Annotated in this window: 30 protein-coding genes; 17 read left to right on the forward strand and 13 right to left on the reverse strand. The window is 61.9% G+C overall.

Annotation, left to right across the window (positions count from 1 at the left end; genetic code table 11):
- Positions 1 to 85: 85 nt before the first annotated feature.
- Together AT302_RS21725 and dut are read left to right on the forward strand one after the other, a co-directional pair.
- On the forward strand, positions 86 to 1129 hold the full coding sequence (locus AT302_RS21725; protein ID WP_058375797.1) for an LLM class flavin-dependent oxidoreductase: 1044 nt from the start codon (positions 86 to 88) through the stop codon (positions 1127 to 1129).
- Between the two features lie 30 nt (positions 1130 to 1159).
- The gene (gene dut / locus AT302_RS21730) at positions 1160 to 1606 is read left to right on the forward strand and encodes a dUTP diphosphatase (RefSeq protein ID WP_039367384.1); all 447 of its coding nucleotides are present in this window, start codon (positions 1160 to 1162) and stop codon (positions 1604 to 1606) included.
- Between the two features lie 118 nt (positions 1607 to 1724).
- Here the strand turns inward: dut and clpA are convergent, their stop codons facing one another.
- Together clpA and clpS are read right to left on the reverse strand one after the other, a co-directional pair.
- Complete coding sequence (clpA, locus tag AT302_RS21735) at positions 1725 to 4022, reverse strand: ATP-dependent Clp protease ATP-binding subunit ClpA (protein ID WP_058375798.1); 2298 nt, start codon at positions 4020 to 4022, stop codon at positions 1725 to 1727.
- A complete protein-coding gene (gene clpS / locus AT302_RS21740; RefSeq protein ID WP_010807118.1) occupies positions 4019 to 4333 on the reverse strand; it encodes an ATP-dependent Clp protease adapter ClpS in 315 nt (104 codons plus the stop codon). The genes clpA and clpS overlap by 4 nt, the downstream gene beginning before the upstream one ends.
- Before the next feature lie 443 nt (positions 4334 to 4776).
- Here clpS and AT302_RS21745 point away from each other — a divergent pair, with 443 nt between their 5' ends.
- Positions 4777 to 4983 carry a cold-shock protein gene (locus AT302_RS21745; RefSeq protein ID WP_058375799.1) on the forward strand — a complete coding sequence of 69 codons (207 nt, stop codon included), beginning with the start codon at positions 4777 to 4779 and terminating at the stop codon, positions 4981 to 4983.
- A gap of 623 nt (positions 4984 to 5606) precedes the next feature.
- Here the strand turns inward: AT302_RS21745 and AT302_RS21750 are convergent.
- The 4 genes from AT302_RS21750 to AT302_RS21765 form a co-directional block, all read right to left on the reverse strand.
- The gene (locus tag AT302_RS21750; RefSeq protein ID WP_058375800.1) at positions 5607 to 5921 is read right to left on the reverse strand and encodes a non-heme iron oxygenase ferredoxin subunit; all 315 of its coding nucleotides are present in this window, start codon (positions 5919 to 5921) and stop codon (positions 5607 to 5609) included.
- Positions 5922 to 5933: 12 nt separating this feature from the next.
- Entirely contained in the window at positions 5934 to 6407 is a 474-nt protein-coding gene (locus AT302_RS21755; protein ID WP_058375801.1) for an aromatic-ring-hydroxylating dioxygenase subunit beta, read from the reverse strand.
- A gap of 14 nt (positions 6408 to 6421) precedes the next feature.
- A complete protein-coding gene (locus AT302_RS21760; RefSeq protein ID WP_058375802.1) occupies positions 6422 to 7681 on the reverse strand; it encodes an aromatic ring-hydroxylating dioxygenase subunit alpha in 1260 nt (419 codons plus the stop codon).
- A gap of 123 nt (positions 7682 to 7804) precedes the next feature.
- On the reverse strand, positions 7805 to 8914 hold the full coding sequence (locus tag AT302_RS21765; protein ID WP_058375803.1) for a 2Fe-2S iron-sulfur cluster-binding protein: 1110 nt from the start codon (positions 8912 to 8914) through the stop codon (positions 7805 to 7807).
- Between the two features lie 217 nt (positions 8915 to 9131).
- Between AT302_RS21765 and AT302_RS21770 the strand changes: the two genes are divergently transcribed.
- Positions 9132 to 10052, forward strand: coding sequence for a LysR family transcriptional regulator (locus AT302_RS21770; RefSeq protein ID WP_058375804.1), 921 nt, complete (start codon positions 9132 to 9134; stop codon positions 10050 to 10052).
- Between the two features lie 66 nt (positions 10053 to 10118).
- Here AT302_RS21770 and AT302_RS21775 read toward each other — a convergent pair whose 3' ends face one another.
- Positions 10119 to 11234 (reverse strand): glycosyltransferase family protein, encoded by a 1116-nt coding sequence (locus tag AT302_RS21775; protein ID WP_058375805.1) that lies wholly within the window; start codon positions 11232 to 11234, stop codon positions 10119 to 10121.
- 106 nt (positions 11235 to 11340) lie between these two features.
- Complete coding sequence (locus AT302_RS21780; RefSeq protein ID WP_058375806.1) at positions 11341 to 12084, reverse strand: SDR family oxidoreductase; 744 nt, start codon at positions 12082 to 12084, stop codon at positions 11341 to 11343.
- Positions 12085 to 12192: 108 nt separating this feature from the next.
- Here AT302_RS21780 and AT302_RS21785 point away from each other — a divergent pair, with 108 nt between their 5' ends.
- Positions 12193 to 13116 carry a LysR family transcriptional regulator gene (locus tag AT302_RS21785; RefSeq protein ID WP_058375807.1) on the forward strand — a complete coding sequence of 308 codons (924 nt, stop codon included), beginning with the start codon at positions 12193 to 12195 and terminating at the stop codon, positions 13114 to 13116.
- A gap of 51 nt (positions 13117 to 13167) precedes the next feature.
- On the opposite strand, the gene AT302_RS21790 is transcribed toward AT302_RS21785, so the two are convergent.
- Positions 13168 to 13527: a VOC family protein gene (locus AT302_RS21790; protein WP_058375808.1), complete on the reverse strand. Its 360-nt coding sequence runs from the start codon at positions 13525 to 13527 to the stop codon at positions 13168 to 13170.
- A 410-nt stretch (positions 13528 to 13937) separates the two neighbouring features.
- Between AT302_RS21790 and AT302_RS21795 the strand changes: the two genes are divergently transcribed.
- The 3 genes from AT302_RS21795 (at position 13938) to AT302_RS21805 (ending at position 14897) form a co-directional block, all read left to right on the forward strand.
- Positions 13938 to 14255, forward strand: a complete 318-nt coding sequence (locus AT302_RS21795) for a hypothetical protein (protein WP_058375809.1) — start codon at positions 13938 to 13940, stop codon at positions 14253 to 14255.
- 147 nt (positions 14256 to 14402) lie between these two features.
- On the forward strand, positions 14403 to 14582 hold the full coding sequence (locus AT302_RS21800; RefSeq protein WP_058375810.1) for a hypothetical protein: 180 nt from the start codon (positions 14403 to 14405) through the stop codon (positions 14580 to 14582).
- 6 nt (positions 14583 to 14588) lie between these two features.
- Complete coding sequence (locus AT302_RS21805; protein WP_058375811.1) at positions 14589 to 14897, forward strand: hypothetical protein; 309 nt, start codon at positions 14589 to 14591, stop codon at positions 14895 to 14897.
- Positions 14898 to 15063: 166 nt separating this feature from the next.
- On the opposite strand, the gene icd is transcribed toward AT302_RS21805, so the two are convergent.
- Positions 15064 to 16317: an NADP-dependent isocitrate dehydrogenase gene (gene icd, locus AT302_RS21810; RefSeq protein WP_058375812.1), complete on the reverse strand. Its 1254-nt coding sequence runs from the start codon at positions 16315 to 16317 to the stop codon at positions 15064 to 15066.
- 293 nt (positions 16318 to 16610) lie between these two features.
- On the opposite strand from icd, the gene AT302_RS21815 reads away from it, so the two are divergent.
- From AT302_RS21815 to AT302_RS21830, 4 genes are all read left to right on the forward strand, one after another.
- Positions 16611 to 17201 carry a pseudouridine synthase gene (locus AT302_RS21815; RefSeq protein ID WP_058375813.1) on the forward strand — a complete coding sequence of 197 codons (591 nt, stop codon included), beginning with the start codon at positions 16611 to 16613 and terminating at the stop codon, positions 17199 to 17201.
- Between the two features lie 52 nt (positions 17202 to 17253).
- Positions 17254 to 17499, forward strand: coding sequence for a hypothetical protein (locus tag AT302_RS21820; RefSeq protein WP_058375814.1), 246 nt, complete (start codon positions 17254 to 17256; stop codon positions 17497 to 17499).
- A 127-nt stretch (positions 17500 to 17626) separates the two neighbouring features.
- A complete protein-coding gene (locus AT302_RS21825; protein ID WP_058375815.1) occupies positions 17627 to 17839 on the forward strand; it encodes a hypothetical protein in 213 nt (70 codons plus the stop codon).
- Between the two features lie 134 nt (positions 17840 to 17973).
- Positions 17974 to 18465, forward strand: coding sequence for a DUF192 domain-containing protein (locus AT302_RS21830; RefSeq protein WP_058375816.1), 492 nt, complete (start codon positions 17974 to 17976; stop codon positions 18463 to 18465).
- Positions 18466 to 18544: 79 nt separating this feature from the next.
- Here the strand turns inward: AT302_RS21830 and AT302_RS21835 are convergent, their stop codons facing one another.
- From AT302_RS21835 to xseA, 3 genes are all read right to left on the reverse strand, one after another.
- The gene (locus AT302_RS21835; protein ID WP_058375817.1) at positions 18545 to 19138 is read right to left on the reverse strand and encodes an HD-GYP domain-containing protein; all 594 of its coding nucleotides are present in this window, start codon (positions 19136 to 19138) and stop codon (positions 18545 to 18547) included.
- A 355-nt stretch (positions 19139 to 19493) separates the two neighbouring features.
- A complete protein-coding gene (locus AT302_RS21840; RefSeq protein WP_058375818.1) occupies positions 19494 to 20072 on the reverse strand; it encodes a superoxide dismutase in 579 nt (192 codons plus the stop codon).
- A 201-nt stretch (positions 20073 to 20273) separates the two neighbouring features.
- Complete coding sequence (gene xseA / locus AT302_RS21845) at positions 20274 to 21647, reverse strand: exodeoxyribonuclease VII large subunit (protein ID WP_058375819.1); 1374 nt, start codon at positions 21645 to 21647, stop codon at positions 20274 to 20276.
- Between the two features lie 447 nt (positions 21648 to 22094).
- Between xseA and AT302_RS21850 the strand changes: the two genes are divergently transcribed.
- The 5 genes from AT302_RS21850 to kdsB all read left to right on the forward strand — a co-directional run bounded on the left by AT302_RS21850 (position 22095) and on the right by kdsB (position 25321).
- Entirely contained in the window at positions 22095 to 22709 is a 615-nt protein-coding gene (locus AT302_RS21850; protein WP_058375820.1) for a MotA/TolQ/ExbB proton channel family protein, read from the forward strand.
- Positions 22710 to 22724: 15 nt separating this feature from the next.
- Positions 22725 to 23177, forward strand: coding sequence for an ExbD/TolR family protein (locus AT302_RS21855; protein ID WP_058375821.1), 453 nt, complete (start codon positions 22725 to 22727; stop codon positions 23175 to 23177).
- Between the two features lie 155 nt (positions 23178 to 23332).
- Entirely contained in the window at positions 23333 to 24355 is a 1023-nt protein-coding gene (gene lpxK, locus AT302_RS21860) for a tetraacyldisaccharide 4'-kinase (RefSeq protein WP_237172210.1), read from the forward strand.
- Positions 24336 to 24542 (forward strand): Trm112 family protein, encoded by a 207-nt coding sequence (locus AT302_RS21865; protein ID WP_058375822.1) that lies wholly within the window; start codon positions 24336 to 24338, stop codon positions 24540 to 24542. Before lpxK ends, AT302_RS21865 begins: the two co-directional genes overlap by 20 nt.
- The gene (kdsB, locus tag AT302_RS21870; protein WP_058375823.1) at positions 24539 to 25321 is read left to right on the forward strand and encodes a 3-deoxy-manno-octulosonate cytidylyltransferase; all 783 of its coding nucleotides are present in this window, start codon (positions 24539 to 24541) and stop codon (positions 25319 to 25321) included. Before AT302_RS21865 ends, kdsB begins: the two co-directional genes overlap by 4 nt.
- Positions 25322 to 25565: the final 244 nt, after the last annotated feature.

Here is a 25565-nt window from a genome sequence, read left to right on the forward strand (position 1 = left end):
ATTGTCGAATTGTCGGTGCGTGCGGGCCTGAGAGAATTCCTGAAGGCTCGCGGCCGCACCGGAGGATGCAAGGAGCATCGATTCCATGACGCAAACCCGCAATCGCATCAAACTCTCGGTGCTCGACCAGACACCGGTGATTCACGGCCATAGCGCCGCAGATGCCATCGCCGCCACGGTCGAATTGGCCCAAGCGGCCGACGACCTCGGCTACACGCGCTACTGGTGCGCGGAACACCACGGCCTGCGTGGCGTGGCCAACCCTGCGCCCGAAGTCATGATTGCGCGGCTGGCCAGTGTGACCAAACGCCTGCGCGTCGGGTCCGGCGGTGTGATGCTGCCGTATTACAGCCCGTTCAAGCTGGCCGAGCAGTTTCTGATGCTCGAAGCATTGTTTCCGAATCGCATCGACCTCGGCGTCGGACGCGCGCCCGGTGGCGACATGCGCACCGCACGCGCTGTCGCCAAAGGGCCCTACGATGCCGGCGAGCACTTTCCGCAGCAAGTGGAGGAACTGGCCCGGCTCTTCGGCGGCACCCTGCCCGACGATCACCCCTATCGCGGCGTGCTGCTGCAACCGGCCGTCGAAACGCGTCCGGAGTTGTGGGTGCTGGGGTCGAGTGAGTTCGGTGGATTGCTCGCCGCACAACTCGGGTTGCGTTACTGCTTTGCGCACTTCATCAATGCGCACTACGGCCATCGCGTGACCGAGGCGTATCGCGAACGCTTCACCCCCGGTCAACTCGATAAGCCTTACTGCGCCGTGGCGCTGTTCGTGATCTGTGCGGATACCGATGCCGAAGCCGAAGCCCTCGAAGCGGGTGTCGACCTGCGTCGCGTGCAGATGGCTTACGGCATGAACGAACCGATTCCGAGTCTTGAACAAGGCGCAGACGCCAAGCCGCAATATCGTGACCGCGAGTTGTCGGTAATCGCGCGCGAGAAGCCCCGTAGTATCATCGGCACCCCGGAACGCGTGACCGCTCGCGTGCTCGAGTTGCAGGAGCAGTTCGATGCCGACGAGATCATCGTGCTGACGGTGGCCGGCAGTTACCGCGCCCGTCTGCGCTCGCACGAATTGCTGGCGCAAGCGTTCTCGCTGTCGGCATCCGACGGTGCCTCCGACTGATTTTTTACTGAACTACGCCAAGCCTACGCCATGAAACTCGACGTCAAGATCCTCGACGAGCGCCTGCGCTCGCAGCTCCCCGCCTACGCCACGCCGGGCAGCGCCGGGCTCGATCTGCGCGCGTGCCTCGACGCGCCGCTCACTATCGCCCCGGGCCAGACCGTGCTCGTGCCGACGGGGCTGGCGATCCATCTGGCCGATTCGGGCTACGCCGCGCTGATTCTGCCGCGCTCAGGCCTCGGCCATAAGCACGGCATCGTGCTCGGCAATCTGGTCGGACTGATCGACTCGGATTATCAGGGCCAGTTGATGGTCTCGACGTGGAACCGCGGCAACGAGCCGTTCGTGCTGAACCCGTTCGAGCGTCTGGCACAACTGGTGATCGTGCCGGTCGTGCAGGCCGAGTTCAATCTCGTGGACGAATTCCCCGAGAGCGATCGCGGTGCCGGTGGCTTCGGCAGCACGGGCAAGCACTAAACGTGTGACGCTGTGCCGCGTGGTTTGCGGCTGACGCGCCCATGAAAAAACGCCGCATATCGCGGCGTTTTTTCTTTCCAGCAGATCCGTCAGCGCATCGCTTACCGCGCTTAACGGATTACTCGACTTCGGCAGCTTCCGGCTCCGACCGGGCGTTGCCGTCCTCGGGGAACGACAGTTGCACCTGATCGTGCTCGTCGAGATCGACGGTCACACGGCCGCCGGTCGTCAGACGCCCGAACAGCAATTCGTCGGCCAGTGCACGACGAATCGTGTCCTGAATCAGACGCTGCATCGGTCGCGCACCCATCAGCGGATCGAAACCCTTCTTCGACAGATACGTGCGCAGCTTGTCGGTGAAGACAACCTCGACCTTCTTCTCGTGCAGCTGATCTTCCAGCTGGATGAGGAACTTGTCGACCACGCGCAGGATGATCTGCTCGTCGAGCGGCTTGAAGCTGATGATCGAGTCCAGACGGTTACGGAACTCCGGCGTGAACATCCGCTTGATGTCGGCCATTTCATCACCGGCCTGACGCTCGTTCGTGAAGCCGATGCTCGCACGATTGATCGTCTCGGCGCCCGCGTTCGTCGTCATGATGATGATGACGTTGCGGAAGTCCGCCTTGCGTCCGTTGTTATCCGTCAGCGTGCCGTGGTCCATCACCTGAAGCAGCACGTTGAAGATGTCCGGATGCGCCTTTTCGATTTCGTCGAGCAGCAGCACGCAATGCGGCTTCTTCGTAATCGCTTCGGTGAGCAGACCGCCCTGATCGAAGCCCACGTAGCCCGGCGGCGCGCCGATCAAACGGCTGACCGCGTGGCGCTCCATGTACTCCGACATGTCGAAGCGAATCAGTTCGATACCGAGCGTGAACGCCAGTTGCTTGGCGACTTCGGTCTTGCCGACCCCGGTCGGCCCCGAGAACAGGAACGCACCGATCGGCTTGTCTGTCTTGCCCAGCCCGGCGCGCGACATCTTGATGGCGGCCGACAGCGCGTCGATAGCCGGGTCTTGCCCGAACACCACGCTCTTCAGGTCGCGATCCAGCGTCTGGAGCTTGCCGCGATCGTCTGCGGACACGCTTTGCGGCGGGATGCGCGCGATCTTCGAGACGATCTCTTCGATCTCGCCCTTGCCGATGGTCTTCTTCTGCTTCGACTTCGGCAGGATGCGTTGCGCAGCCCCCGCTTCGTCGATCACATCGATCGCCTTGTCCGGCAGATGACGGTCGGTGATGAACTTGGCCGACAACTCGGCAGCCGCCGACAGGGCACTCGACGAGTACTTCACGCCGTGGTGCTCTTCGAAGCGCGACTTGAGGCCGCGCAGAATCTGCACGGTTTGCTCGACGGTCGGCTCGTTCACATCGATCTTCTGGAAGCGGCGTGAGAGCGCTGCATCCTTCTCGAAAATGCCGCGATATTCGCTGAACGTCGTCGCGCCGATGCACTTCAACTGTCCCGACGACAGCGCCGGCTTGAGCAGGTTCGAGGCATCGAGCGTGCCGCCCGATGCAGCCCCTGCGCCAATCAGCGTGTGAATTTCGTCGATGAACAGGATCGCGCCCGGGCGCTCTTTGAGTTCCTTAAGCACAGCCTTCAGGCGTTGCTCGAAGTCGCCGCGATACTTCGTACCGGCGAGCAGCGCGCCCATATCCAGCGAGAAGACCGTAGCGTCTTGCAGAATTTCGGGCACTTCGCCGCGCGTGACGCGCCAGGCGAGGCCTTCGGCGATGGCCGTCTTGCCCACGCCGGCTTCACCCACGAGCAGCGGATTGTTCTTGCGGCGGCGGCACAGCACCTGCACCACGCGCTCGACTTCCGACTCGCGGCCGATCAGCGGATCGATCTTGCCGTCGCGGGCGAGCTGGTTGAGGTTCTGCGTGTACTGCGCCAGCGGGCTTTCCTTGGCGCTTGCGCCCTCTTCGCCCTCGGTGCTGCCTTCACCGGCCTTGGCCGACTCGCCCGCAGCACCGGTCTTGGTGATGCCGTGCGAGATGAAGTTGACGACATCCAGACGCGTCACGCCCTGCTGTTGCAGGTAGTAGACGGCATGGGAGTCCTTTTCACCGAAGATGGCCACCAGCACATTGGCACCGGTCACTTCCTTCTTACCGTTGGAAGTGGACTGGACGTGCATGATGGCGCGTTGAATCACGCGCTGGAAACCGAGCGTGGGCTGAGTGTCGACCTCGTCGCTGCCCGGCACCGTGGGCGTATTGTCCGCGATGAAGTTGCGCAGGTTCTGGCGCAAATCGTCTAGATTTGCGGCGCAGGCGCGCAGCACCTCGGCAGCGGTCGGGTTATCCAAGAGGGCGAGCAACAGGTGCTCGACCGTGATGAATTCATGTCGGGCCTGGCGCGCTTCCATAAACGCCATGTGCAGGCTGACTTCCAATTCCTGGGCAATCATGCTTCCTCCATCACGCACTGCAGCGGGTGCCCGGACTGCCTTGCATGGCTAACAACTTGCTCAACTTTGGTCGCCGCGACATCGCGCGTGAAGACCCCACAAACTCCCCTGCCCTCTCGGTGGACCTTGAGCATGATCTGCGTTGCAGACTCCCGGTCCTTATTGAAATATTCCTGAATGACCATCACCACGAACTCCATCGGGGTGAAATCGTCGTTCAACAGTACCACCTTGTACATCGAAGGCGGCTTGAGCTGTTGCTCTTGCCGCTCCTGTACGGTGTCGTCATGCGTTGTCGGTAAGGTTGCCATACGTGGATTCTAAACAACTCCGGGGCGCAGGAAGCAATCGAAGCTCCTATTGCCGCCTGCCGCCGGTGTCCACCGGAATGCCAACACTCGCCAAATCGCCGCGTGCGTTGTCCAGCAAGGCGCCGCAGCCCCGACCACCGGGGGTGCCACACCCATATGAGTCAGCTTAACCCAAATTTCAAGGGCGTGTCGCGGCACTGCTTATGCCCTCCTAGATATAAGGGTAAAACCTGATCGAACTCATCTTCTATCGGCGAAAAAGGGCTTGACACTATTGGTAGTTAGCGAAAACAATCAACTTGGCGCTTTTCCTCTATAAGCGTTTTAAAAGAAAAGATGCCTGGGTGACCCTAAGAAGCCGCCGCGACTAGTCGGCGGGTTTTTCAGATGTGCTCGTTGTTGCGGTGATATGTAGTAGTCGTAATTGTTTAGGGGAAGTTTGTATGGCAACCGGTACGGTCAAATGGTTTAACGATGCCAAGGGTTTTGGTTTCATCACGCCGGATGAAGGTGGCGAAGATCTGTTCGCTCACTTCTCGGCGATCCAGATGAACGGCTTCAAGACCCTGAAGGAAGGTCAGAAGGTGGTCTTCGAGGTGGTGCAAGGCCCCAAGGGCAAGCAGGCTTCGAACATTCAGGCACCGTCCTGATACGCTGAGCTTCAATGCATCGGAAACCCGGCTTCGGCCGGGTTTTTTATTGCGCCGCACAAAAGACTGCACCACCTTGAATCTTTTGGATCCGTTTTTGAATACAAAACGAAACGCAACTTTCCACTCAGCATCCTGCGCACCGCACAATTTATCTGCGTTTAATCGCTTATAAAACCCGCCACATAGCAATATTCCACTCAGTTATTAAAATAACGCCCATCGATCCTGAGTTGCGGAAATCAATTACGCAATTAGCTGAAAAGGCTAAGTATTCCTACGCAGGCGACTGTCTGACAACGACAGCGATATGCCACAGATAAGCGTCGGAAATAAATAGCTTTTTTAACGAATACGGTCAGACCAAAACGGTCACAACCGCGAAGATGCCGTCCTAGCAAAAATGATTCATATGTGTCATTCAATAAAACAATGAATCATATGAGCCAACGTACTACCACCAGGGCACGATGGGTCATCGCGGCAAGCGAGCGCACAAAATCCTGTCGCGCAAACGCGACGGGCCGCCCGATCGGCAGCCCGTTTGGATGGATTTCCCTAGACCGGCCGCACCGGCCGCAGATCCATCTGTTCCAGAGACCCTTCGTCGGGTCGTCGGGTCCTCAGCCCAGATCGACGTACACCCTGCCCGCTTCAATCCGAATGGGATAAGTCTTCACCCCCTCGGTGAGCGGGGCGCACATCGCCGCGCCGGTGCGCACGTCGAACTTGCCCTGATGCAACGGGCATTCGATCTCGTGCCCTTCCAGAAACCCGTCGCACAAGCGCGCGTTCCCGTGGGTGCACACGTTATCAGTCGCGAACACCTCGCCGTCTACCCCGTACAGCGCAATGTCGCGCCCGCCCACCACCAGGCCAACGACGTCGTCTTCGGGGATGGCTTCGCGTGGCGCCGCCTCGATCCAGTTACCGCTCATGATGTCCTCGCTTTAGATCGGGTAGATCAGCGAGTTGGGAATCATCTCGCTGTCGAAAATGCACAACCGGGACGCGAATTTCCACCCGTCGCCAGTTTGTTTGACGATGTCCAGATAACGGCCAACCGACAGAATGTCGGTGAGCTGATCCGGCTTGGTCCGAAAGACCGCGTAGTTCGATTCCACGTGCAGCGTGGTCTCATCGAGCGCCTTGATGCTCGGCAGTCCGATCACGTGACGTTGGTAGTACGGGTCATGAAAGAGTGTGTCGCGGATGCCGTAGATGCGGTCTTGCAGCATGCCGCGGCTCTCAAACGAGAGTGTCGCGAGGGGCAGCCCCATGTCGTAGTTCTCGCGTGGCTGCACGCGGTAAATGCAGTCTTCTAGGAAAAACCCCGGCCACGCATCCCATTGCTGCGCATCGAGCGCCGCCGCATAGGCGGCATTGAGTTCTACAACGGCTTGAAACGTCAAAAAGTCGACCATCTTCTCGTGCCTCCTCAAACGCCCATCACGCGGCGCCAATACGCGTACATGCCGCGAATCAGCGTCTCGGTCACCATGTGGTCGGTGTTCTCCACGCCCGTGCCGCCCAGTTCCGCCAGCACGCGGTGCCAGGGCTTCTGCTCGAACCCTTCCTGCGAACATTCGATCGCCTCGCCATCGTCGGCCGACACGAAGCCTGCCGGGCCGAACAGGTTGGCCTGTCGCAAACGGCGCTGCGTCATCTCTTCGGTGTCGTCTTCGAAGCCAAAGTGCGTCCACACGAAGTCGAACGAATCGTGGCCGCGCGGCTGGATGTGACGTGTGGAAACCGAGTTGACCTGCTGCTGAAGAATGACGCTGGGAAAGAGCGTCATGAGCACCGCCGTCGGGCCCTTCCACCAGTCTTCCTGCACGATATCGAGAAAGCGCGTGTCGTTAAGCGACATCGCTTCCTTGAAGCTCGATACGCCCGACGTCACCTCTCCGCCACCGCCCTGACCGCGCGTGGAGATCATCGCGGCGTGACGGCCGTGCGCGTCCATGACCAGACGCGACTTGTTGTCCGCGCGCCAGAGCCCGAAGGTGACAAACCACGTGTGCAGCAGCCCCGGGTGATAGGGGTCCTTGATGTTCTCCTGCATCAGCTTCCAGTTACCCGGAATGCGTTGCTTGTTATAGCCGAGCAGCTTGAGCTTGCGGCCATCGAACAAGCGATCGAAGTACGCACCGATCTCGGGGCCGAGGAAGTCGTCGAGCGACTCGATGTCGTGATCGAACGACGCGAAGATCACACCGCCGCGCGTCGCCACCTTGAGTTTGGTGAGGCCGTGGTCTTCCGGCTTGAAGTCTTTCGGCATGCCGCCGTTGACCTTGCCGTCCTGCTTGACGCCCCGACGGAACGGCACACCCTGAAGGTTGCCCTTGAGGTCGTAGTTCCACTGGTGATAGGGGCAGTGAAAATCGGTCCGATTGCCACGCTTCTCGCGGCAGAATTTCATGCCGCGATGCGCACAAACGTTCTCGACCACATTGATCTCGCCGCTCGCATCACGCGTGACAATCACCGAGCGCTCGCCGATGACCGTGCGCTTGAAGTCACCGGGATTCGGCACTTCCGCTTCCAGTCCGACATAGTTCCAGTGGCCACGATAGAAGCACTGCTCAAGCTCGCGCCGATACAGATCCGTATCGGTATAGACACGAAACGGGATACGGCTCGTGCCCTCAGTGGGCCAGATTTCAGACGCTTCAGACGCCGTTGACGGCTCTGACATTCGTGTCGACGCCGGATCGTGTCCGGTCTGCGGTGTTGTACTCACGGTTGTCTCCTTTGAGGAATTCACGAAGCGCGTGACACCGGAGGGCAAAGACGCTGCGTCCCGATGCGTCGCGCAAAATCATGCCGCCCGGGCATAGAAGGCGTCGGCGTAGATATGGCTGGCATCCATCCCGCGCCCGCGCAGCAACGCGGTCGCGGCGACGACCATCGGCGGTGCACCACACAGATACGCTCGCCAACCGGCCAAGGCCCCGGCACCGGCAAAGTCGGCAGCAATCGCATCCGTCACGTGACCGAGTCGCGATCGCGGGCTGCCGTCCTCGGCGCAGACATCGGCGCAGACATCGGCGGCTGGGGTGACTGGAGTCGCTCGGGTGCCAGACGCGGCCGATATGCCGACAGCGGACACGCCACTCGTTGTCACAACGTGCAAGCGCAGACTGCCGTCATGGCGGGCGGCCAGTTCGCGCAACCATGCGAGGCCGTACACATCGGACGGCGAGCGTGCGCCCACATAGATTTCGATGGGATTGGTCATGCCACGGGCAATGGCGCCACGCACGATCGAAAGCACGGGTGCGAGCCCGGTGCCACCCGCCACGCACAGCATCGGGCCGTCGTGACGTGTACGCAGATACGACGTACCGAGCGGCCCCGACACACGCACGGAGTCGCCGACCTTCAGTTGCTCCGCGACGTAGCCGGTGACCGCGCCACCCGGCACACGGCGAATGTGAAATTCGAGCGTCCCGTCGGCGTCGATCCCCGCCATCGAGTACGGCCGGATGTGTTCCGGCGTGAATTGCAGCGTCGCATACTGCCCCGGCGAAAAACTCAAGGGTTTAGCTGGCTTGAGCACCAGACGCTGGATGTCGTGGGTGAGTGGCTCGATGGCGAGCACGGTCGCTTTGAGAATCTTGGCAGGGTGCACAACGACTTCGTCGATCTCCGGCAACTCGATCTCGCAGTCGCCTTGCACCGTTGCCTGACAAGCCAGCACGTAGCGGCCATCGGTCGACGCGGCGGCGTCACTCCCTGCGTTGTGCCGATACTCGTAGCCCCCGGCCTCCTGCACGTTGCCGGACACGACTTTGCAGCGGCACGTGCCGCAGCGCCCCGAGAGGCAGCTATACGAAATGGGGATCTGACGATCGGTGAGCACTTTGAGCAGATTGTCGCCGGGCGCGGCGGCAAAGCGCTCGCCGAGCGGTTGCACGCTGACTTCCATGGGGGGTTTGTCTCCGTTCTGTCGATACCCGCCGGGCACCGTTTGTCGCGTTGTTACGCCGTTTGAACGAAGGATCGCGCACAGGGCGATATAAACCAATAGAATCTCGCTTATATCTCCCATAGATTTCAGTGATAACACTAGCAAGACGTTCTAAGCCACGACTTACGCGACCTTGCCCTGCCATCGTTATCGCGACGCGCCCCGATTGCCCGCCATGGACCTGCACACTGTCGATCTGAACCTGCTGGTGGTATTCCAGCATCTGTACAACGCACGGCGCGTATCGCGGGTGGCGGAAGCCCTCGGCGTTACGCAGCCTGCTGTCAGCAATGCCCTCGCGCGCTTGCGCAAGTTATTCAACGACGAGCTGTTTATCCGCACCTCGCGGGGCATGTTGCCCACGCCGATGGCGACTGAACTGGCCGAACCGGTGGCTGCGGCGCTCGACGCCCTGCACGGCGTGTTCAATCGTCAGGTGGCGTTCGACCCCGCGACAAGCCAGAAGGCGTTTCAGATTGCGATGACGGACATCGGGGAAGTGCATTTCCTGCCGCGCCTGATGCACGCGCTCGGCGAGCAGGCCCCGGGCATTACGGTGAGCACCGTGCGCAACACGGCAATCAACTTGCAGGAAGAGATGGCGGCCGGACAGGTCGATCTGGCCGTCGGGCACCTTCCCGATCTGACGTCCGGCTTCTTTCAGCGACGACTTTTTCGCCAGAAGTACGTCTGCATGTTCCGCCCCGGACACCCCCTCGATCGGCCCGATGGCGGCAACGCCGGCACACTCTCACGCGACGATTTCGAGCGCGCCGAGCAAGTGGTTGTGGTGGCTGCCGGCACGGGCCACGGTCAGGTCGACGAGTTCATGGCGCGCGCGCACGTGCATCGCAATATTCGCCTGCGGGTGCCGCACTTCGTCGCGCTGGCCGATATCCTGCACGCGACCGATCTCGTCGCGACGGTCACCGAGAAGTTTGCCCAGCGCAGCGCGCAGCACTTCGGCTTGCGTTATGTCGAACATCCGATCGACGTGCCCGACATTCAGATCAATCTGTTCTGGCACGCGCGCTTTCATCAGGAGCCGGCCAGTCAGTGGATGCGCAACTTGCTGTTCGCTCTGTTTTCGGAATGAGGCACGCAGTGAGCGCAAGGACGGCGGTAGAGACGAGTTAGATCTGGGGCGGAGACGGCGCGACGTTCAACGCCCGTGCCACGTTTCCCAGAGGCCGCGCCAGAAGGCATTGGCGTTTCGCCGCGCCCGCCAGCGCAAGTTCGGCAGCGAGACGGCGAGCCACTGCGTGGCGTCGTCGATTCGCCGCTCGGTGAATCGATTCGGCGCGTTGAAGAGATCGAGATACGCCTGCCGGTAGTGCTCGACCATCGCGCTTTCCTGATAGTAGGTTTCCATCCAGCGTCGTGACGCCGCACCGATCTGCGTACGCAGCGATGCGTTCGTCAGCAACTCGACGAGCGGTGCCTCGGCGGCTTCGAGCGGCACGTCGACCCACGGCAATTCACACGCACCGGTCAGGCGGCGAAGTTGCGACTGCACGCGGTTGTCGAGATGACCGAGCGTGGGCTTGCCTTGCGAGAGCGCTTCAAGCCCCGATAGGTGGTAGTTGCCGGTCACACACTCATCGAGCGCGACGGCGGCGCTTTGTTTCAGGCGCAGGCACTCGTCATGCGGCGTGCCGGTAATCAGCCGGATCTCGCATAACCCACGGCGTTCGAGCCGGCGTAAGAGACGGAGCGTTTGCGGCGCGCCTTTGGTTTCCCATCGCTTGCGCCAGCCTGATGAACGCCCACTGGGCGAAAAGACCACAACAGGACGGCCCGCGTCGCTCGCCTGCTCAGGTTTTGGCATATAACGCGGATCGTTGAGCGGCACGACGTTGGGCACCACGCGCGCGAATGGATAAAAGCGCTCGGGGCCTTGCGCGATGACCAGTTGCGGGATCGGATCGTTGACGATTCGCTCGCGCATCGCCATGTCCTCGCGCGCCCACAACTCGGGCGCTGAATGGAACTGGCGTATCAGCTTCTTATTGGTGAAAAGCTGGGGGAAGTCGGCGCCGAACGTCTTGTCCATCGGAAATATCTGATGGATGTGGATAACGTCGGCGGCCGCAATCACCTCGAGTGCCACATCGCGCTGGCGTTTCCAGTCGATATCGACGGCGAACGTGCGCGTCTGATACGCGGCCGCGTCAAAGACGACGTGCCGCGCTTCGATATCGGTCAACCGGTTGAGCGCCGAGACGATGTTGCCCGGACTGCCCGCCACCGGCGTGTGCGAGATGTGGACGACCTTCATGAGGGCAGTCTAATCGCCGCCCTCGCGCCGGGGTTTACGTCGCGAGGGCCGTCCGCTTACAGGCGATTACGACGGTAATACTTGCGCGGGAGCGCCGCGCTACGCCTTACGCGTTGAAACCACCGTCGATGGTCAGGCTGGCCCCGGTGACGAAGCCCGCTTCATCGCTGGCGACGTAGGCGACCATTGCGGCGATTTCCGACGGTTCAGCGTGGCGCTTGAGTGCCATCAGGTCGTGCATCACACCGGCAAAATCGCCGGTCGCCGGATTCATGTCGGTCGCGGTCGGCCCCGGCTGCACGTTGTTGACCGTGATGCCACGCGGGCCGAGGTCACGTGCCATCCCTTTGACCAGCCCAACGAGCGCCGCCTTGCTCATCGCATACGCTGCACCGCCGGCGAACGGCATACGATCGGCATTGCACGAACCGATGTTGATGATGCGGCCACCGTCGCCCATGTGCGCAAGCGCCGCCTGCGAGGCCACGAACACCGAGCGCACGTTGACGTCGAGGATCCGGTCGAAGTCTTCGAGCGCCATGTCTGCGACGTTGGCCATGGTAAAAACGCCAGCGTTGTTCACGAGAATGTCGATCTTGCCGAATTCGCGGGCGGCTTCGTCGACGGCCTTGCCCAGCGCCACCGCATCGGCAGCATCCGCCTGCAAGGCCAGCGCGCGCCCGCCAGCGGCACGAATGCCTGCCGCGATGGCTTCGGCTTCTGCCTTCGAGCCTTTGTAAGTGAAGGCGACTGCGGCGCCATCGTCCGCCAGCCGCTGCACGATGGCCGCACCGATACCGCGCGAGCCACCCGTCACAAACGCTGCCTTGCCTTGAAATTTCGTTGCCATGATGCCACTCCGTTGTTTGGAAAAGTGAAGCCAGTATGGTCGGCGGATTACCTGCTAACTAGTCCATAATTCCGATCATCACTTTCAACCCAATGGAACAGGTAAGACATGGAAGCTCTGAACCTGCTCGAATCCTTCGTCCTCAGCGCGCGCACCGGCAGCTTCTCTGCAGCGGCGCGGCGACTCGGCATCACGCCTGCGGCGGTGAGCAAAAATGTCGCGCGACTGGAAGCGCAGATCGGCTTGCGGCTGTTTCACCGCAGCACGCGCAGTCTCACGCTGAGTGCCGGTGGCGAGTCATTCCTGCGGGAAATCGACGGGCCCTTTGCTGCACTCACCGACGCCGTGGCGCGGGCTGCCGAGCGCGAAAGCGCGCCATCGGGAGTGCTCAAGGTGAGCATGGCGCATGCCTTCGGACGCCAGTATCTGGTGCCCATGCTCGGTGAGTTTCTTACGCGCTACCCGGAGATCGTGCCCGACTGGCGCTTCGATAACCGCAGCGTGGATGTCGTAAGCGAGGGCTTCGACGCTGCCATCGGCGGGGGCATCGAGCTGACGCCCGGGGTCATCGCGCGGCGACTCGCGCCCACCTACACCGTAATTTGCGCGTCGCCGGCGTACATGACGGACCGTGCGATGCCCAAGCACCCCTCCGACCTGGCGTCGTTCGACGGGGTGATGCGCCGCTCGGGAATGTCGGGACGACTGCGCGCGTGGGAGTTGCGCAACGCACGCGGCGAGCGGGTCAATGTGGAAGCGCACACGCGCATGATCTTCGACGACCCCGAGGCGATCGCGCATGCCGTCGCACTCGGCTACGGCATTGCCCTATTGCCGATGCCCCACGCCGCGCCGCTGCTCGACACTGGCCGGCTGATACGGCTGCTGCCGGGCTGGTGCGAGGAATACGGCGGCCTGTTCGTCTATTACTCGAACAAGAAGCAGTTGCCGCTACGCACGCGGGTGTTCGTCGATTACGTGGTGCAATCGTTCGAGACGCAGAAACTGGCGGCTTATTTCGATGGGCGGTGAGTCGCACGCGCCCCGCCGGGGAGATGGCATGCCGAGCGCGCGGCGCAGCCGTTAGCGGTGCGCCAGAATGTTGAGGAGCCGGCCGAAGGGATCACGGACGTAAAAGCGGCGCACGCCCCAAGGTTCGTCCGCCGGACCGTATTCGATCTCCACGCCCGCAGCACGCATGCGCAAAAGCGCTTCGTCGACATCATCGACTTCGATCGACAAATCGGGCACCGGCGTACCCGCACCGCCCTCAGTCGCGACACTCATCTGCACGGTCATCTTTGCGGCATTGCCATACGTCGCGATCCAGCCGTGATCCATCAGCAAATCCAGTCCGAGCAATTCACCGTAGAAGTGCTGCGCGGCCTGCATCGCTTCGGGCGACGGCACGGCAATGTTTGCAACGATGCGGTTGACCTTCATCTGCTGACTCCCTTTCTGGTTTGTTGTTTCCGTCGGCATCGGGTTATCCCGATGGCGCGAACGCGTGACCGGTTCCTTGCCATACGTGCTCGCGTGCACTGTAATTGAATTGTCGTGCCGACGTCGTGCCGGGAATATGAGAACGTTCCCAGTCGGCCGCCTGGGGGGTGGGAGATCCGAACATGGATACCGCCAACACCGCACGCGCCGCACCCCGGTGCAGCGCCCGCATGCCCTTCGCGTCTGACACTGGGCGCCCCGGTCTTGAGTATCGCCTCCCGCTACGTGCCGAAACATGCCACCGAAACCTTTGGCGTGCCTGCCGCGTTGCCCTTCTTATCGTCGCTTGGACGGCGGCAGGCACCGCCTTCGGTCAAGCCGCCTATCCGCCAGCATCAATTGAAATTACGGTGCCTGCCGGCGAAAAAGTCGCAATCTGGGTGCAGCCTAACTACAGCGCGCTGTGCCGCTCACTGGGGCAACCCACCTTTCAACTCGACTCCGTTCCCGCACTCGGCGAAGTGTCTGCCGAGTGGATCGACTACACCGTACCGGCCGGACAACGCTGCGAGACGATGCGCTTTCCCGGCATGATCGTCTGGTATCAGGCGGGAAAGGTCGCGGGCACCGACGTCGTGACATGGACGGTCGGCTTTCCTCGCGAATTCACGAGCCGTATCCCATCGACCGGCGATCACCGGGTCACGACGACGGTGGTCGTTCAATAGCGACGTCGCTGAATTTCAGCGTCTAGGGATTATTCGGATTTGCTGCTTGGCGGCAGGTAAACGCTTGCGCTCGACGTATGGCGACGAAATAGAATTTGTCATGCCCCCCCTCCATTCGTCGCTTTCGAATTTCAGTCGCAGGTTTTCATGATCAAGATTTCTCCTCAGACACGAGCGAAGCTTCGCGGCGTCGCAAGCTACACCGTCATCGGTATCGCAGTGACCGGTGCCACCATCGGCAATATGGACCTCCCATTCGATCCACGGTACATCGGCGCCATCGTCGGTGCATCGGTCTCCGCGATCTGGCTCTTCACACGAAGGTGATGGCCCATGTTGCCGAACTTTCAATTCGACGGAAGCTGGGTCGATTGCTTTGCCGTGTTCCATGGCGCAGCGTATGTGGCATGGCGGATTTGGCGAACACGTTGCATGCCGGAAATCGCGGCCCCGGTTCGAGCCGAAGAGTTTGCGTTCGGCGTTGGACTCTTCCCGCAATACTTGCTGCTGCTATCCGTCATGTCGTCGACGATTGTCGAAGGCCTCGCAGAATCCAGCCAACTTAGTTTGTGCGTAGCAGGAAGCTATGCACTCGCCGCGATGTGGCAGGAGCGCAGGAACGGTCGTTTGCTCGCCCGTTAGCGCGATGGAATCTGTGGCGTCCCCTCGCGCGCACCGCGTCATTTCGCGACACTAAAAAACCCCGGCGAGCGTGGCTCAACCGGGGTTCTGATGACCTTCGCGTGAAACGCTGCGGCAGTCGCAATGAGTTGCAACCACCGTCCGACGTCTACCGCCAATCGTTGCCTTACATGTTCTCGATCATGACCGCGCCGAAGCCCGAGCAGGACACCTGCGTCGCCCCTTCCATCAGCCGGGCAAAGTCGTACGTGACCTTCTTCGAAAGAATCGATTTTTCCATCGACGCGATGATCAGATCCGCCGCTTCGGTCCATCCCATATGACGCAGCATCATCTCTGCCGACAGAATCTCGGAGCCCGGGTTCACGTAATCCTTGCCCGCGTACTTCGGTGCCGTGCCGTGCGTGGCTTCGAACATCGCGACCGAGTCCGACAGGTTTGCGCCCGGCGCGATGCCGATGCCACCCACTTGCGCCGCGAGGGCATCCGAGACGTAGTCGCCGTTCAGGTTGAGCGTGGCAATCACGTCGTATTCGGCGGGGCGCAACAGAATCTGCTGGAGGAAGGCATCCGCGATCGAGTCCTTGATCACGATGTCCTTGCCCGTCTTCGGGTTCTTCACCTTGCACCACGGACCGCCATCGATCTCCGTCGCACCGAACTCTTTCTTCGCGAGACCATACCCCCAGTCACGGAAAGCGCCTTCGGTGTACTTCATGATGTTGCCCTTGTGCACGAGCGTCACCGAGTCGCGGTTGTTGTCGATCGCATATTGAATCGCCTTGCGCACCAGACGCTCTGTCCCTTCGCGCGACACCGGCTTCACACCAATACCCGAGGTCTGCGGGAAACGAATCTTGCTCACACCCATTTCGTTTTGCAGGAACGCGATCAACTTCTTCGCGCCTTCGGATTCGGCTTCCCACTCGATGCCCGCGTAGATGTCTTCGGAGTTCTCACGGAAGATCACCATGTCGATCTTCTCGGGCTGGCGTACCGGCGACGGCACACCTTTGAAGTACTGCACAGGGCGAAGGCACACGTAAAGATCCAACTGCTGGCGCAACGCCACGTTCAGCGAACGAATGCCGCCGCCGACCGGCGTTGTGAGCGGGCCCTTGATCGACACGACGTAGTCCTTGACCACTTCGAGCGTCTCGTCAGGCAGCCACACATCCGGTCCGTAGACACGTGTCGACTTCTCACCCGCGTAGATTTCCATCCAGCTGATCTTGCGCTTGCCGCCATACGCCTTCTCTACCGCGGCATCGACAACCTTGAGCATCACCGGCGTGATGTCCACCCCGGTGCCGTCGCCTTCGATGTACGGAATGATCGGCGTGTCCGGGACGTTCAGAGAGAAGTCCTTGTTCACGGTGATCTTCTCGCCGGCCGGGACCTTAATGTGCTGATACGACATGGTGGGGCTCCAATTGGATAGATCGGATAACGCACGACAAGCGGCGGTATCGCCATCGGGCTTAACGCCCTATTGTAGTCACAGCGCTCGCCGCTGCGTACAGCAAGCCTTTAGTCTTATATAAGACATAAGACTTATTTTTCCGATTATGCATTAACATGTCAGGCCTGAACAGAGGTTGCCGCCCGGTGGCGCAGTCCGCGAAATCCGTGAAATGGGATGCCGCGAAATGCCGGGCGACGTGTAATGTCGCACTCCCTTATGTCGGCAATCTCCGATTTTCTCCTCTCGGTATGACACTTCTCGCACTCAACAAGCCCTTCGGCACGATCTGCCAGTTTTCGCCGCACCCCACGCGCCCGACGCTTGCCGAATGTGTGCAACGCCCAGATGTCTATCCGGCCGGACGACTCGACGCCGACAGCGAAGGCTTGCTGCTGCTCACTGACGACGGGCGCCTGCAAGCGCGCATCGCAGAACCCGAGCGCAAGTTGCCGAAGACGTACTGGGCTCAGGTCGAAGGCGCTTACGACGAGGCCGCCGTCGCCCGGTTACGCGCCGGGCTCGATCTTGGCGACTTCATCACGTTGCCGTGCGAGGCTCGCGAAATTTCCGAGCCCGAATCGCTGTGGCCACGCAATCCGCCGATTCGCTACCGCGCGAGCATCCCGACGCACTGGCTCGAAATCCGGCTCGTCGAAGGCAAGAATCGTCAGGTGCGGCGCATGACCGCTGCCGTCGGCAAGCCGACATTGCGACTCGTGCGCGTGGCCATCGGCCCCGTCGACGTCTTTGCGTTGAACCTCGCCCCTGGGCAATGGTGCGAACTGCCGCAACAAATACTTACACTTTCCGGTCAACGAAGCCGTCGCCCGACTCGTTGAGGGAACAGGTGCGCAACATACGCACCACTAATTGAAACGAGGAAACCAAGTCATGAACAAACTGCTGCTCGCCCTGACCGCCGGCCTGATCGTGTCCGGCGCCGCGATGGCCCAACAATCGGCGCCGGCGACGGCACCTGTCGCGCCGGCGGCGCCTGCAGCAGCAGCACCCGCTCCGGCGGCAGCAGCTGCCGACAAGGCTGCGCCGACGAAGAAGGCATCGCACAAGAAGCATCACCACAAGAAGTCGACCAAGAAGGGTCCGGCGACCCAGCCGCCGACTGGTAACAAGCCGTAATACTTCACTTCGTAAAAATCCGCGAGTGAGTTGTCAACCGATGTCCTGAATGGACGTTATTAGAGGTGACTCACTTCGCGGGTCAACGAGTTCACTACCCAAACATCGAGCTTCAACGAGGAATCTCATGAAAAAACTGATCGCTGCCCTGGTCGCTGGCCTGTTCGCAACTGGCGTGTTTGCTCAAGCTGCTGCTCCGGCCGCTCCGGCTGCTGACGCTGCTCCGGCCGCCGCCGCTAAGCCGGCTGCCAAGAAGAAGTCGACGCACAAGAAGTCGACTCACAAGAAGTCGGCGAAGAAGGCTTCGGCTGCTGAAGCGCCGGCCGCCGCCAGCAAGTAAGTACCGCGTCGCGCAGCTTTTTTGCGCAACTGACGGTAATAAGCAGGTTGCTCACGCAACCTGCTTTTTTTTCGTCCGGCGGCTACAATGACCCGCCATTCGTCTGACGTTTCAGACCTTCCCAGGAGTCGTTCGTGATCCGGATTTCACGTCAACTGGCCGCGCTCGCCGCCAGCACCACGTTCGCTGCCGCCGCTGCCGTCATGGCCCTCGCCCCGGCCACCGCCGCCGCGCAACAGATCAAGCAGCCGGGCGATTTCCCGACCATTCAGCTCTCCGCCGGCATGTTCCTCATCAAGGCTGAAGTTGCGGCCACCGAAGCGGATCGTGAGCAAGGCCTGATGTATCGCCAGAAGATGGCGCCGAACGCCGGCATGCTGTTCGTGTTCGAGAATCGCGCCATGAACTGTTTCTGGATGCGAAACACGGATCTACCGCTGTCGATCGCCTTTCTCAGGGACGACGGCACGATCGTGAACGTTGAAGATATGGCGCCGCAAACGGATGACAACCACTGCCCGCGCGAACCAATCCGCTACGCGCTCGAAATGAATCAGGGCTGGTTCAAGACCAAAAATCTGGGGCCGGGCACGAAGATCTCGGGCCTGCCGAAGCCGGCGCGCTGATTGGTTGACCCGCACAACGCTGATCACACCTCAACGACGCTCCGTGCCCGGGCGCCTCGAATGTCCCGGCAATGACGCGCTATCGTGCGCCGCTTGAAATCGCCAGTGCGGGCATCAGCGCCCGCTCCAGAAACCGGTCGAGCAGCCACGGATCGAAGTGGCGCCCCCGCTCGCCGAGCATCGCCTTCACAATCTGCGCCGGTGTGAGCGCTGCCCGGTACGGCCGGTGACTCGCCAACGCGTCGAAGACGTCCACCAACGCGACGATGCGCCCGGCCAGCGGAATACGATTTCCCGACAACCCGAACGGATAGCCCCTGCCGTCATATCGCTCATGATGCGTGCGTGCGACGCTCGCCGCCAGATCGCAGGCAGCCCCGCCGATGGCATTGAGCATGTCGGCGCCGAGTTGCGGGTGCATCCGCATCACCCGAATCTCATCGACCGTCAGCTTGCCCGGCTTCTCCAGAATCGAATTCGGAATACAAAGCTTGCCGGTATCGTGCAGCGCGGCGGCCAAGCCAAGCGCCTGCGCTTCGATCGCGGGCATCTCCAACGCCTGAGCAAAACGCCACGCCAGTCGACCGACGCGCCACATATGCGATGCGGTGCCGCCGCGCTTGTGTTCGGCTAGCCGGAAAAGCGTCCACGCCGCCGGCGGCAAGCTGCGCATGAGATGAGCATCGGCTAGCCAGTAGCGTTGATGCGACGGGTGGGGTGGTGCATCGTGAATCCCGCGTTGCGCAGCACGAGCATGGGCACGATGTGAGGAAAAGCAGGTATCGCGCGTTGGCGCAGGGTCTGGCATACGTCATCCGGTCGTTGGAAGTGCTTACTCTAACGACGCTTTCCCGTTCGAATCTTGACGTTGATCAACCGGCGCCACTCTACGGGCAAACCTGTGGCTGCTGAAAACAAAAAGCCCATCGCATGCGATGGGCTTTTGCTTCACCGGCGAGGCGCCGCGCTCGGGTCAGGCGCGTGACGCCAGGGTTGACCTCGTTGCCGGTAAATTCCGGGGTATTCGATTACGCGAAGTTCTTCGCTGCGAAGTCCCAGTTGACCAGACCCCAGAATGCCTCGACGAATTTCGGACGGGCATTGCGGTAGTCGATGTAGTACGCGTGTTCCCACACGTCGATGGTGATCAGCGGCTTGTCCGTGCCGGTGATCGGCGTGGCAGCGTTGCTGGTGTTCACGATGTCGACCGAACCGTCGGCCTTCTTCACGAGCCACGTCCAGCCCGAACCGAAGTTGCCCACGGCCGACTTCGAGAAGGTTTCCTTGAAGGCGTCGAACGAGCCGAACTTGGCTTCGATGGCCTTGGCCAGATCGCCCGTCGGTGCGCCGCTGCTCTTCGGCGACAGCGTGTTCCAGAAGAACGTGTGGTTCCACACTTGCGCTGCGTTGTTGAACACGCCGCCCGACGACTTCTTGATGATGTCTTCGAGGGACGCGTTTTCGAATTCAGTGCCCTTGATCAGGTTGTTCAAGTTCGTCACGTAGGCTTGGTGATGCTTGCCGTAGTGATACTCCATCGTTTCCTTGGAGATGGTCGGCGCCAGTGCATCGATGGCGTACGGCAGTTCAGGGAGCTTGTGTTCCATGGCGATTGTCCTTTGTGCTCTGAGGGGAACCCGATTTGCATTATCCGGAACCACCGATTCTAGGGCAGATGCGATAACCCCGCAAACCCGACGGTTACTCGTTTCACCGCACTTTGCGCTTCACGTGTGACGATTGTGTGCCGATCCCGGCTAATGGCCGCAGATTGTCTGCACTTCACCAACACTGGCGGGGCGGCACCGCTAAAAAGTATCGTCTAGCCTGACCTGGACATCACCAATGCCCACGTCCGCCGCGCCATCGGCCAGATGCATCGTGACTTGCTGGCCCCGCTGGAGCTTGCGCGGGTCGCGCACCGGCTGACCACGGCCGTCGAGCACGGCGGCATAGCCGCGCTGCAACGTGCGGCGCGGATTGAGGAGTTCCAACTGGGCGGTGGCGTCGACGAGTCGCTGCGTCGAGCGCTCGGCGCGGCGCGACATGGCCGTATGCAGACGCTGCGAGAGCAATGCGAGCCGCTCATGCTGCGACGCGACATCGGGCACGGCGCGCGCAAAACGCAGGCGCAGCATCTCGAACCGGCTGCGACGCTGCGCCAGCGGGCGCTCCAGCGCATGACGCATCCGGTCGGACAGATGCGCGAGTGCTCCCTGTTGCCGGGCAAGACGCTCACGCGGCGACACCAGACCGCGCGACAGACTGTCGAGCTGCTGGGCGCGCTGCTCCAGCGTGCGCCACATGGCACGTGTCAGGCGTTGTCGCTCGCGGTCGACCTCGCGCAGGCACTCGTCGCGCGCCGCGCTGATCAACTCGGCCGCTGCCGTGGGGGTGGGCGCCCGCACGTCGGCCACGAAGTCGGCAATCGTGAAATCGGTCTCGTGACCAACACCCGACACCACCGGAAGCTCGCTGCGAGCAATCGCGTGCGCGAGCACTTCCTCATTGAACGCCCAGAGATCTTCAATAGAGCCACCGCCACGACACAGCAGAATCGTGTCGACTTCACGGCGCGCGTTGGCGGTGTCCAGCGCTGCGGCCAGACGCGAGGCGGCATCGGCGCCCTGCACCGGTGCCGGATAAATCACGACCGAGACGTGCGGCGCCCGGCGCGCGAGCGTACTCAACACGTCGCGCAGCGCGGCCGCCTGCAACGAGGTCACCACGCCTACCCGGCGGGCGTAGCGCGGCAGCGGCCGCTTGCGATCGGCGTCGAAGAGCCCCGCCGCCGCGAGCTTCTCCTTGAGCCGCAAGAAAGCTTCATAGAGATTGCCCTGCCCCGCGCGCCGGATCGCCTCGACGTTCAGTTGCACCTCACCGCGCGGCACATACATCGAAAGCAGCGCCCGCACTTCCACGCGATCGCCCTCTTTCGGTGAAAAATCAGCGTGTTGCGCGCGGCCACGAAACATCACGCAGCGCATCTGCGCCTGCGCGTCCTTGATCGAGAAATACCAGTGGCCGCTTGCGGCGCGCGTGAAGTTCGAAATCTCGCCGCTCACCCAGGCGAGCGGGAAACTCCGCTCCAGGACCCCGGCGACGGCCTTGTTCAAATCCGAAACACTGAGCACGCGATCCGCACCACGATTGGGCCGGGCGTCGTCAAAAGAAAGGTTCATGCGATTCGGCAGGTCAAAAACTGTCCACAGGCCCGTTAATTTAAGGGTTTTCGCACCCCGCCGCCGCACTTTTCCTACATCGGGACGGTAAAGCCTTGACTGACGGGGCTGTCCAGCGGGTGTCGCACCCGCGTCACATGGCATTTTCGTGACAGCCAGCAGGATATACGGGCGCCCGGAGACATGTGCACAAAGTTATCCACAGGCTGTCTTTGTACATTTGGGAATCGAGAGGTTGCGGAGGTGTTCATATCTGAAACCATTCGCTGCTCATTTTTTCATCACGAACCAAAAATCTCCTTGCCGTCAAAGACTTGCCAAAAATATCCCAAGGTTGTCCACATCCTTGTGCTCGTTAGATGTGGAAAACGGTGCTTGCCCATCCCCACCCTGCACGCTACAGTGCGGACTCGTTTGCCCATCCCCGCAACAAGCAAGAGGTCGTCTTTGTTCGCCGTCATCCAGGCCGCCGGCTGGCCCATCTGGCCACTTCTCATCGCATCCGTCATCGCCCTCGCCCTGATCGTCGAGCGCGCCCTGTCGTTGCGCCGCGCACGCGTGCTGCCCAGCGGCGTGCTCGAAAACGCCATTACGCTCGCGCGCCGCTCGCCCGCCAAACACGACGCCACCGAAGCGCTCGCGCGCGGCTCGTTGCTCGGGCGCGTGCTTGCCACCGGCGTGCGTTACGTTGCCCATAACCCGCAAGGCCCGCGCGACGGTGCCAAAGAGGCGCTCGAAGAAACCGGCCGTGCCGTGGCGCATGAGCTTGAGCGCTTTCTGCCCGCGCTCGGCACCATTGCCTCGGTGGCCCCGCTCATGGGGTTGTTCGGCACGGTGGTGGGGATGATCGAGATTTTCGGCTCGCAAGACGCCACCGGCACCGATCCGGCGCAACTCGCGCATGGGATTTCGGTGGCGCTGTACAACACCGGGTTCGGCCTGATGATCGCCATTCCCGCGATGATCTTCTACCGGTACTACCGCACGCGCGTCGATGCGTTCCTCGTAGAACTGGAAACGCAGGCCGTCCATTTCCTCGATGCCACGCTGCCGCGGCACTGATCGGCGAGGCGCACGATGAATTTCCGTCGAGGCCTCTCCACGCGCGACGAGCCGGAGATCAATCTGATCCCGCTCATCGACGTGCTGCTCGTCATCCTGATCTTTCTGATGATCACCACGACCTACACGCGTTACACCGCGCTTAAGGTCAACCTGCCCACCGCCGATGCCGAGAAGGCAGTCGTGCCGCCGCGCCAGATCGTGGTGTCAGTGGGCGCGGACGGTAGTTATGCCATCGACCGGCAGGCCCTCGGCCAACGCGACGTGACAAGCCTGACGGCGGCGCTGCGGCAGGCCGCTGGCGCGCAGAGTGCCGGTGCCGAACCGCCGGTGATCATCATCAACGCGGACGCGAAGAGTACCCATCAGTCGGTCATCAACGTGATGGAAGCGGCGCGTGAAGCCGGTTTGTCGCGACTGACGTTCGCCGCTCGCTCGAATACCGCTAACGGCAAGCCCGCCCGATGACGACGCCGACCGACCGCGACGCCAACGACACGCGCAACACGACAGGCAAAAACAGCACTGCCGGTGATTCGGGTGCTCGTTCACGTGCGTTGGTCCCTCGGTTGTCGGGGTCGCTCGTCCATTGGGTGAGCGCGCAGTGGCAGCGGCGCGGTGTCATGGCATGGCTGTTGTGGCCGTTGTCGTGGATTTTTGCCGGCGTGGCCGCATGGCGGCGTCTGAGTTTCCGGCGCGGTTGGAAAACATCGACACGCCTGCCAGTCCCGGTGATCGTGGTCGGCAATCTCACCGTGGGCGGCACCGGTAAGACGCCGACCGTCATCGCACTGGTCGCGGCGCTGCGCCAACAGGGCTATCGCCCCGGTGTGCTCTCGCGTGGCTATGGGGCTCAGTTGTCACGTCCGACCGAAGTCGTCGCGACGTCACGCCCGGAAGATGTCGGTGACGAACCGCTGCTCATCGCAAAACGCACCGGCGTCCCCGTATGGGTATGGCCGGCGCGCGTCGAAGGGGGCCGCGCATTGCTTGCCGCGCATCCGGAATGCGATGTCATCGTCTGCGACGACGGGCTGCAACACTACGCACTTGCGCGCGACGTCGAGATCGCCGTCTTCGACCACCGGTTGGGCGGAAACGGCTTTCTACTGCCCGCCGGGCCACTGCGCGAACCGCTCTCTCGCCGACGCGACGCAAACCTCATCAACGATCCGTTCGGCAAGACGCTGCCCGACTGGCCCAATACGTGGCGCCTCACGCTGGCACTAGGCGACGCGTGGTGCGTGAACCAGCCATCGCTCTCGCGGCCGCTCGCTCACTTTGCCAGCGCTGGTCTCCCGGCTTCCGCTTCGGTCTCGGCTTCGACCGCCGCCCCGGCATCCGCAGCCCCGGCATCGCGGCGCATCCTCGCCGCTGCGGGCATCGGCGCCCCCGAGCGATTTTTTGCAGCACTGCGCGCGGCCGGTCTGAGCATTGAGACGCTGCCGCTGCCCGATCATTACGATTTCGCGACCAATCCGTTCGACGGGGTCGCGGCCGATGCCATCCTGATTACCGAAAAGGATGCAGTAAAATGCCTCACCTGGTCCGACCCGCGTGTGTGGGCCGTACCCGCCGAGGCAGCGCTCGATGCGCGCCTGGTATCCCTGGTAGTGGAGAAATTGCGTGGACACCCGACTGTTTGAAATTCTCGTCTGCCCGTTGTGCAAGGGCCCCCTGGAGTACGACAAGAAAGCCCAGGAACTGATTTGCCACGCGGATAAGCTTGCGTACCCCATTCGTGACGGCATCCCCGTCATGCTGGCCGACGAAGCCCGTCAATCCGTCGAAGGCACGCCGGTGCCGCTGACCGACGACAAAGCCGGATCGTGAGCCAAGTGACTGATTTTGTTGCTGTCGTCCCGGCGCGTCTCGCGTCGACGCGCCTGCCCAACAAGCCGCTCGCCGACATTGGCGGCAAGCCGATGGTCGTGCGTGTGGCCGAGCGGGCTCGCGAGTCGGGTGCCCGTCAGGTCGTCGTAGCGACCGATTCTCAAAGCGTTGTGGATGCGGTCGTCGCCCACGGGTTCGACGTCGTGCTCACGCGCGCCGATCACCCGACCGGCACTGACCGCCTCGCAGAAGTCGCGGTACAGCAGGGTTGGTCCGACGACACAATCGTCGTCAACGTGCAGGGCGACGAGCCGCTGATCGACCCGCGCCTCGTGCATGCCGTGGCGGGCCATCTCGCCGAACACCCGGAATGCGCGCTGTCGACGGCAGCACACCCGATTACCGACAACGCCGAGATTTTCTCGCCGAATGTCGTCAAGGTCGTGCTCGACGCGCATAGCCGCGCGCTGTACTTCTCGCGCGCCCCGATTCCGTGGTCGCGCGACGCCTGGAGTGCCGGCCTCGCGGATATCGCCGCATTGCCAGCGGCAACGACACCGGTGTATCGGCATATCGGGCTGTATGCCTATCGTGCCAAATTCCTGCGCAGCTATCCCAGCCTGCCGCAGGCACCGTTGGAGACGGCGGAATCGCTCGAACAGCTGCGTGCGTTGTGGCACGGCGAGCGAATCGCCGTGCTCGTGACGGATGACGCGCCGTTGCCGGGTGTCGACACCGCCGAAGACCTCGAACGCGTGCGCGCGTTGCTTCGCGACTGACCTTGTCACAGCGACGTCACACACGAACTCGTTCGTGACGTCGCGCGTCACTCGTTTCACCGCTCGCCTCAACGCACGAAATCCTCAAGTCATCCCCGTCAGCACCACACGGCGATCGTCCCGGAATTCGCACTGGCATTGCGCCAGCGAGCCCGCAAAACGCCGACGGGCGGGCACGTCGTGGCATAATCGCTTTTGATTCTCGCGAGCAGACCTCCGGTCGCGCGCGCCGCGCTGCTGCCAA

Source organism: Pandoraea norimbergensis (assembly GCF_001465545.3).
Taxonomy (GTDB): domain Bacteria; phylum Pseudomonadota; class Gammaproteobacteria; order Burkholderiales; family Burkholderiaceae; genus Pandoraea; species Pandoraea norimbergensis.

Coding starts and splice junctions, on each gene's coding strand:
- AT302_RS21725 (WP_058375797.1), top strand. CDS start 86: ATGACGCAAACCCGCAATCGCATCAAACTCTCGGTGCTCGACCAGACA.
- dut (WP_039367384.1), top strand. CDS start 1,160: ATGAAACTCGACGTCAAGATCCTCGACGAGCGCCTGCGCTCGCAGCTC.
- clpA (WP_058375798.1), bottom strand. CDS start 4,022: ATGATTGCCCAGGAATTGGAAGTCAGCCTGCACATGGCGTTTATGGAA.
- clpS (WP_010807118.1), bottom strand. CDS start 4,333: ATGGCAACCTTACCGACAACGCATGACGACACCGTACAGGAGCGGCAA.
- AT302_RS21745 (WP_058375799.1), top strand. CDS start 4,777: ATGGCAACCGGTACGGTCAAATGGTTTAACGATGCCAAGGGTTTTGGT.
- AT302_RS21750 (WP_058375800.1), bottom strand. CDS start 5,921: ATGAGCGGTAACTGGATCGAGGCGGCGCCACGCGAAGCCATCCCCGAA.
- AT302_RS21755 (WP_058375801.1), bottom strand. CDS start 6,407: ATGGTCGACTTTTTGACGTTTCAAGCCGTTGTAGAACTCAATGCCGCC.
- AT302_RS21760 (WP_058375802.1), bottom strand. CDS start 7,681: ATGTCAGAGCCGTCAACGGCGTCTGAAGCGTCTGAAATCTGGCCCACT.
- AT302_RS21765 (WP_058375803.1), bottom strand. CDS start 8,914: ATGGAAGTCAGCGTGCAACCGCTCGGCGAGCGCTTTGCCGCCGCGCCC.
- AT302_RS21770 (WP_058375804.1), top strand. CDS start 9,132: ATGGACCTGCACACTGTCGATCTGAACCTGCTGGTGGTATTCCAGCAT.
- AT302_RS21775 (WP_058375805.1), bottom strand. CDS start 11,234: ATGAAGGTCGTCCACATCTCGCACACGCCGGTGGCGGGCAGTCCGGGC.
- AT302_RS21780 (WP_058375806.1), bottom strand. CDS start 12,084: ATGGCAACGAAATTTCAAGGCAAGGCAGCGTTTGTGACGGGTGGCTCG.
- AT302_RS21785 (WP_058375807.1), top strand. CDS start 12,193: ATGGAAGCTCTGAACCTGCTCGAATCCTTCGTCCTCAGCGCGCGCACC.
- AT302_RS21790 (WP_058375808.1), bottom strand. CDS start 13,527: ATGAAGGTCAACCGCATCGTTGCAAACATTGCCGTGCCGTCGCCCGAA.
- AT302_RS21800 (WP_058375810.1), top strand. CDS start 14,403: ATGATCAAGATTTCTCCTCAGACACGAGCGAAGCTTCGCGGCGTCGCA.
- AT302_RS21805 (WP_058375811.1), top strand. CDS start 14,589: ATGTTGCCGAACTTTCAATTCGACGGAAGCTGGGTCGATTGCTTTGCC.
- icd (WP_058375812.1), bottom strand. CDS start 16,317: ATGTCGTATCAGCACATTAAGGTCCCGGCCGGCGAGAAGATCACCGTG.
- AT302_RS21815 (WP_058375813.1), top strand. CDS start 16,611: ATGACACTTCTCGCACTCAACAAGCCCTTCGGCACGATCTGCCAGTTT.
- AT302_RS21820 (WP_058375814.1), top strand. CDS start 17,254: ATGAACAAACTGCTGCTCGCCCTGACCGCCGGCCTGATCGTGTCCGGC.
- AT302_RS21825 (WP_058375815.1), top strand. CDS start 17,627: ATGAAAAAACTGATCGCTGCCCTGGTCGCTGGCCTGTTCGCAACTGGC.
- AT302_RS21835 (WP_058375817.1), bottom strand. CDS start 19,138: ATGCGCAGCTTGCCGCCGGCGGCGTGGACGCTTTTCCGGCTAGCCGAA.
- AT302_RS21840 (WP_058375818.1), bottom strand. CDS start 20,072: ATGGAACACAAGCTCCCTGAACTGCCGTACGCCATCGATGCACTGGCG.
- xseA (WP_058375819.1), bottom strand. CDS start 21,647: ATGAACCTTTCTTTTGACGACGCCCGGCCCAATCGTGGTGCGGATCGC.
- AT302_RS21855 (WP_058375821.1), top strand. CDS start 22,725: ATGAATTTCCGTCGAGGCCTCTCCACGCGCGACGAGCCGGAGATCAAT.
- lpxK (WP_237172210.1), top strand. CDS start 23,333: ATGGCATGGCTGTTGTGGCCGTTGTCGTGGATTTTTGCCGGCGTGGCC.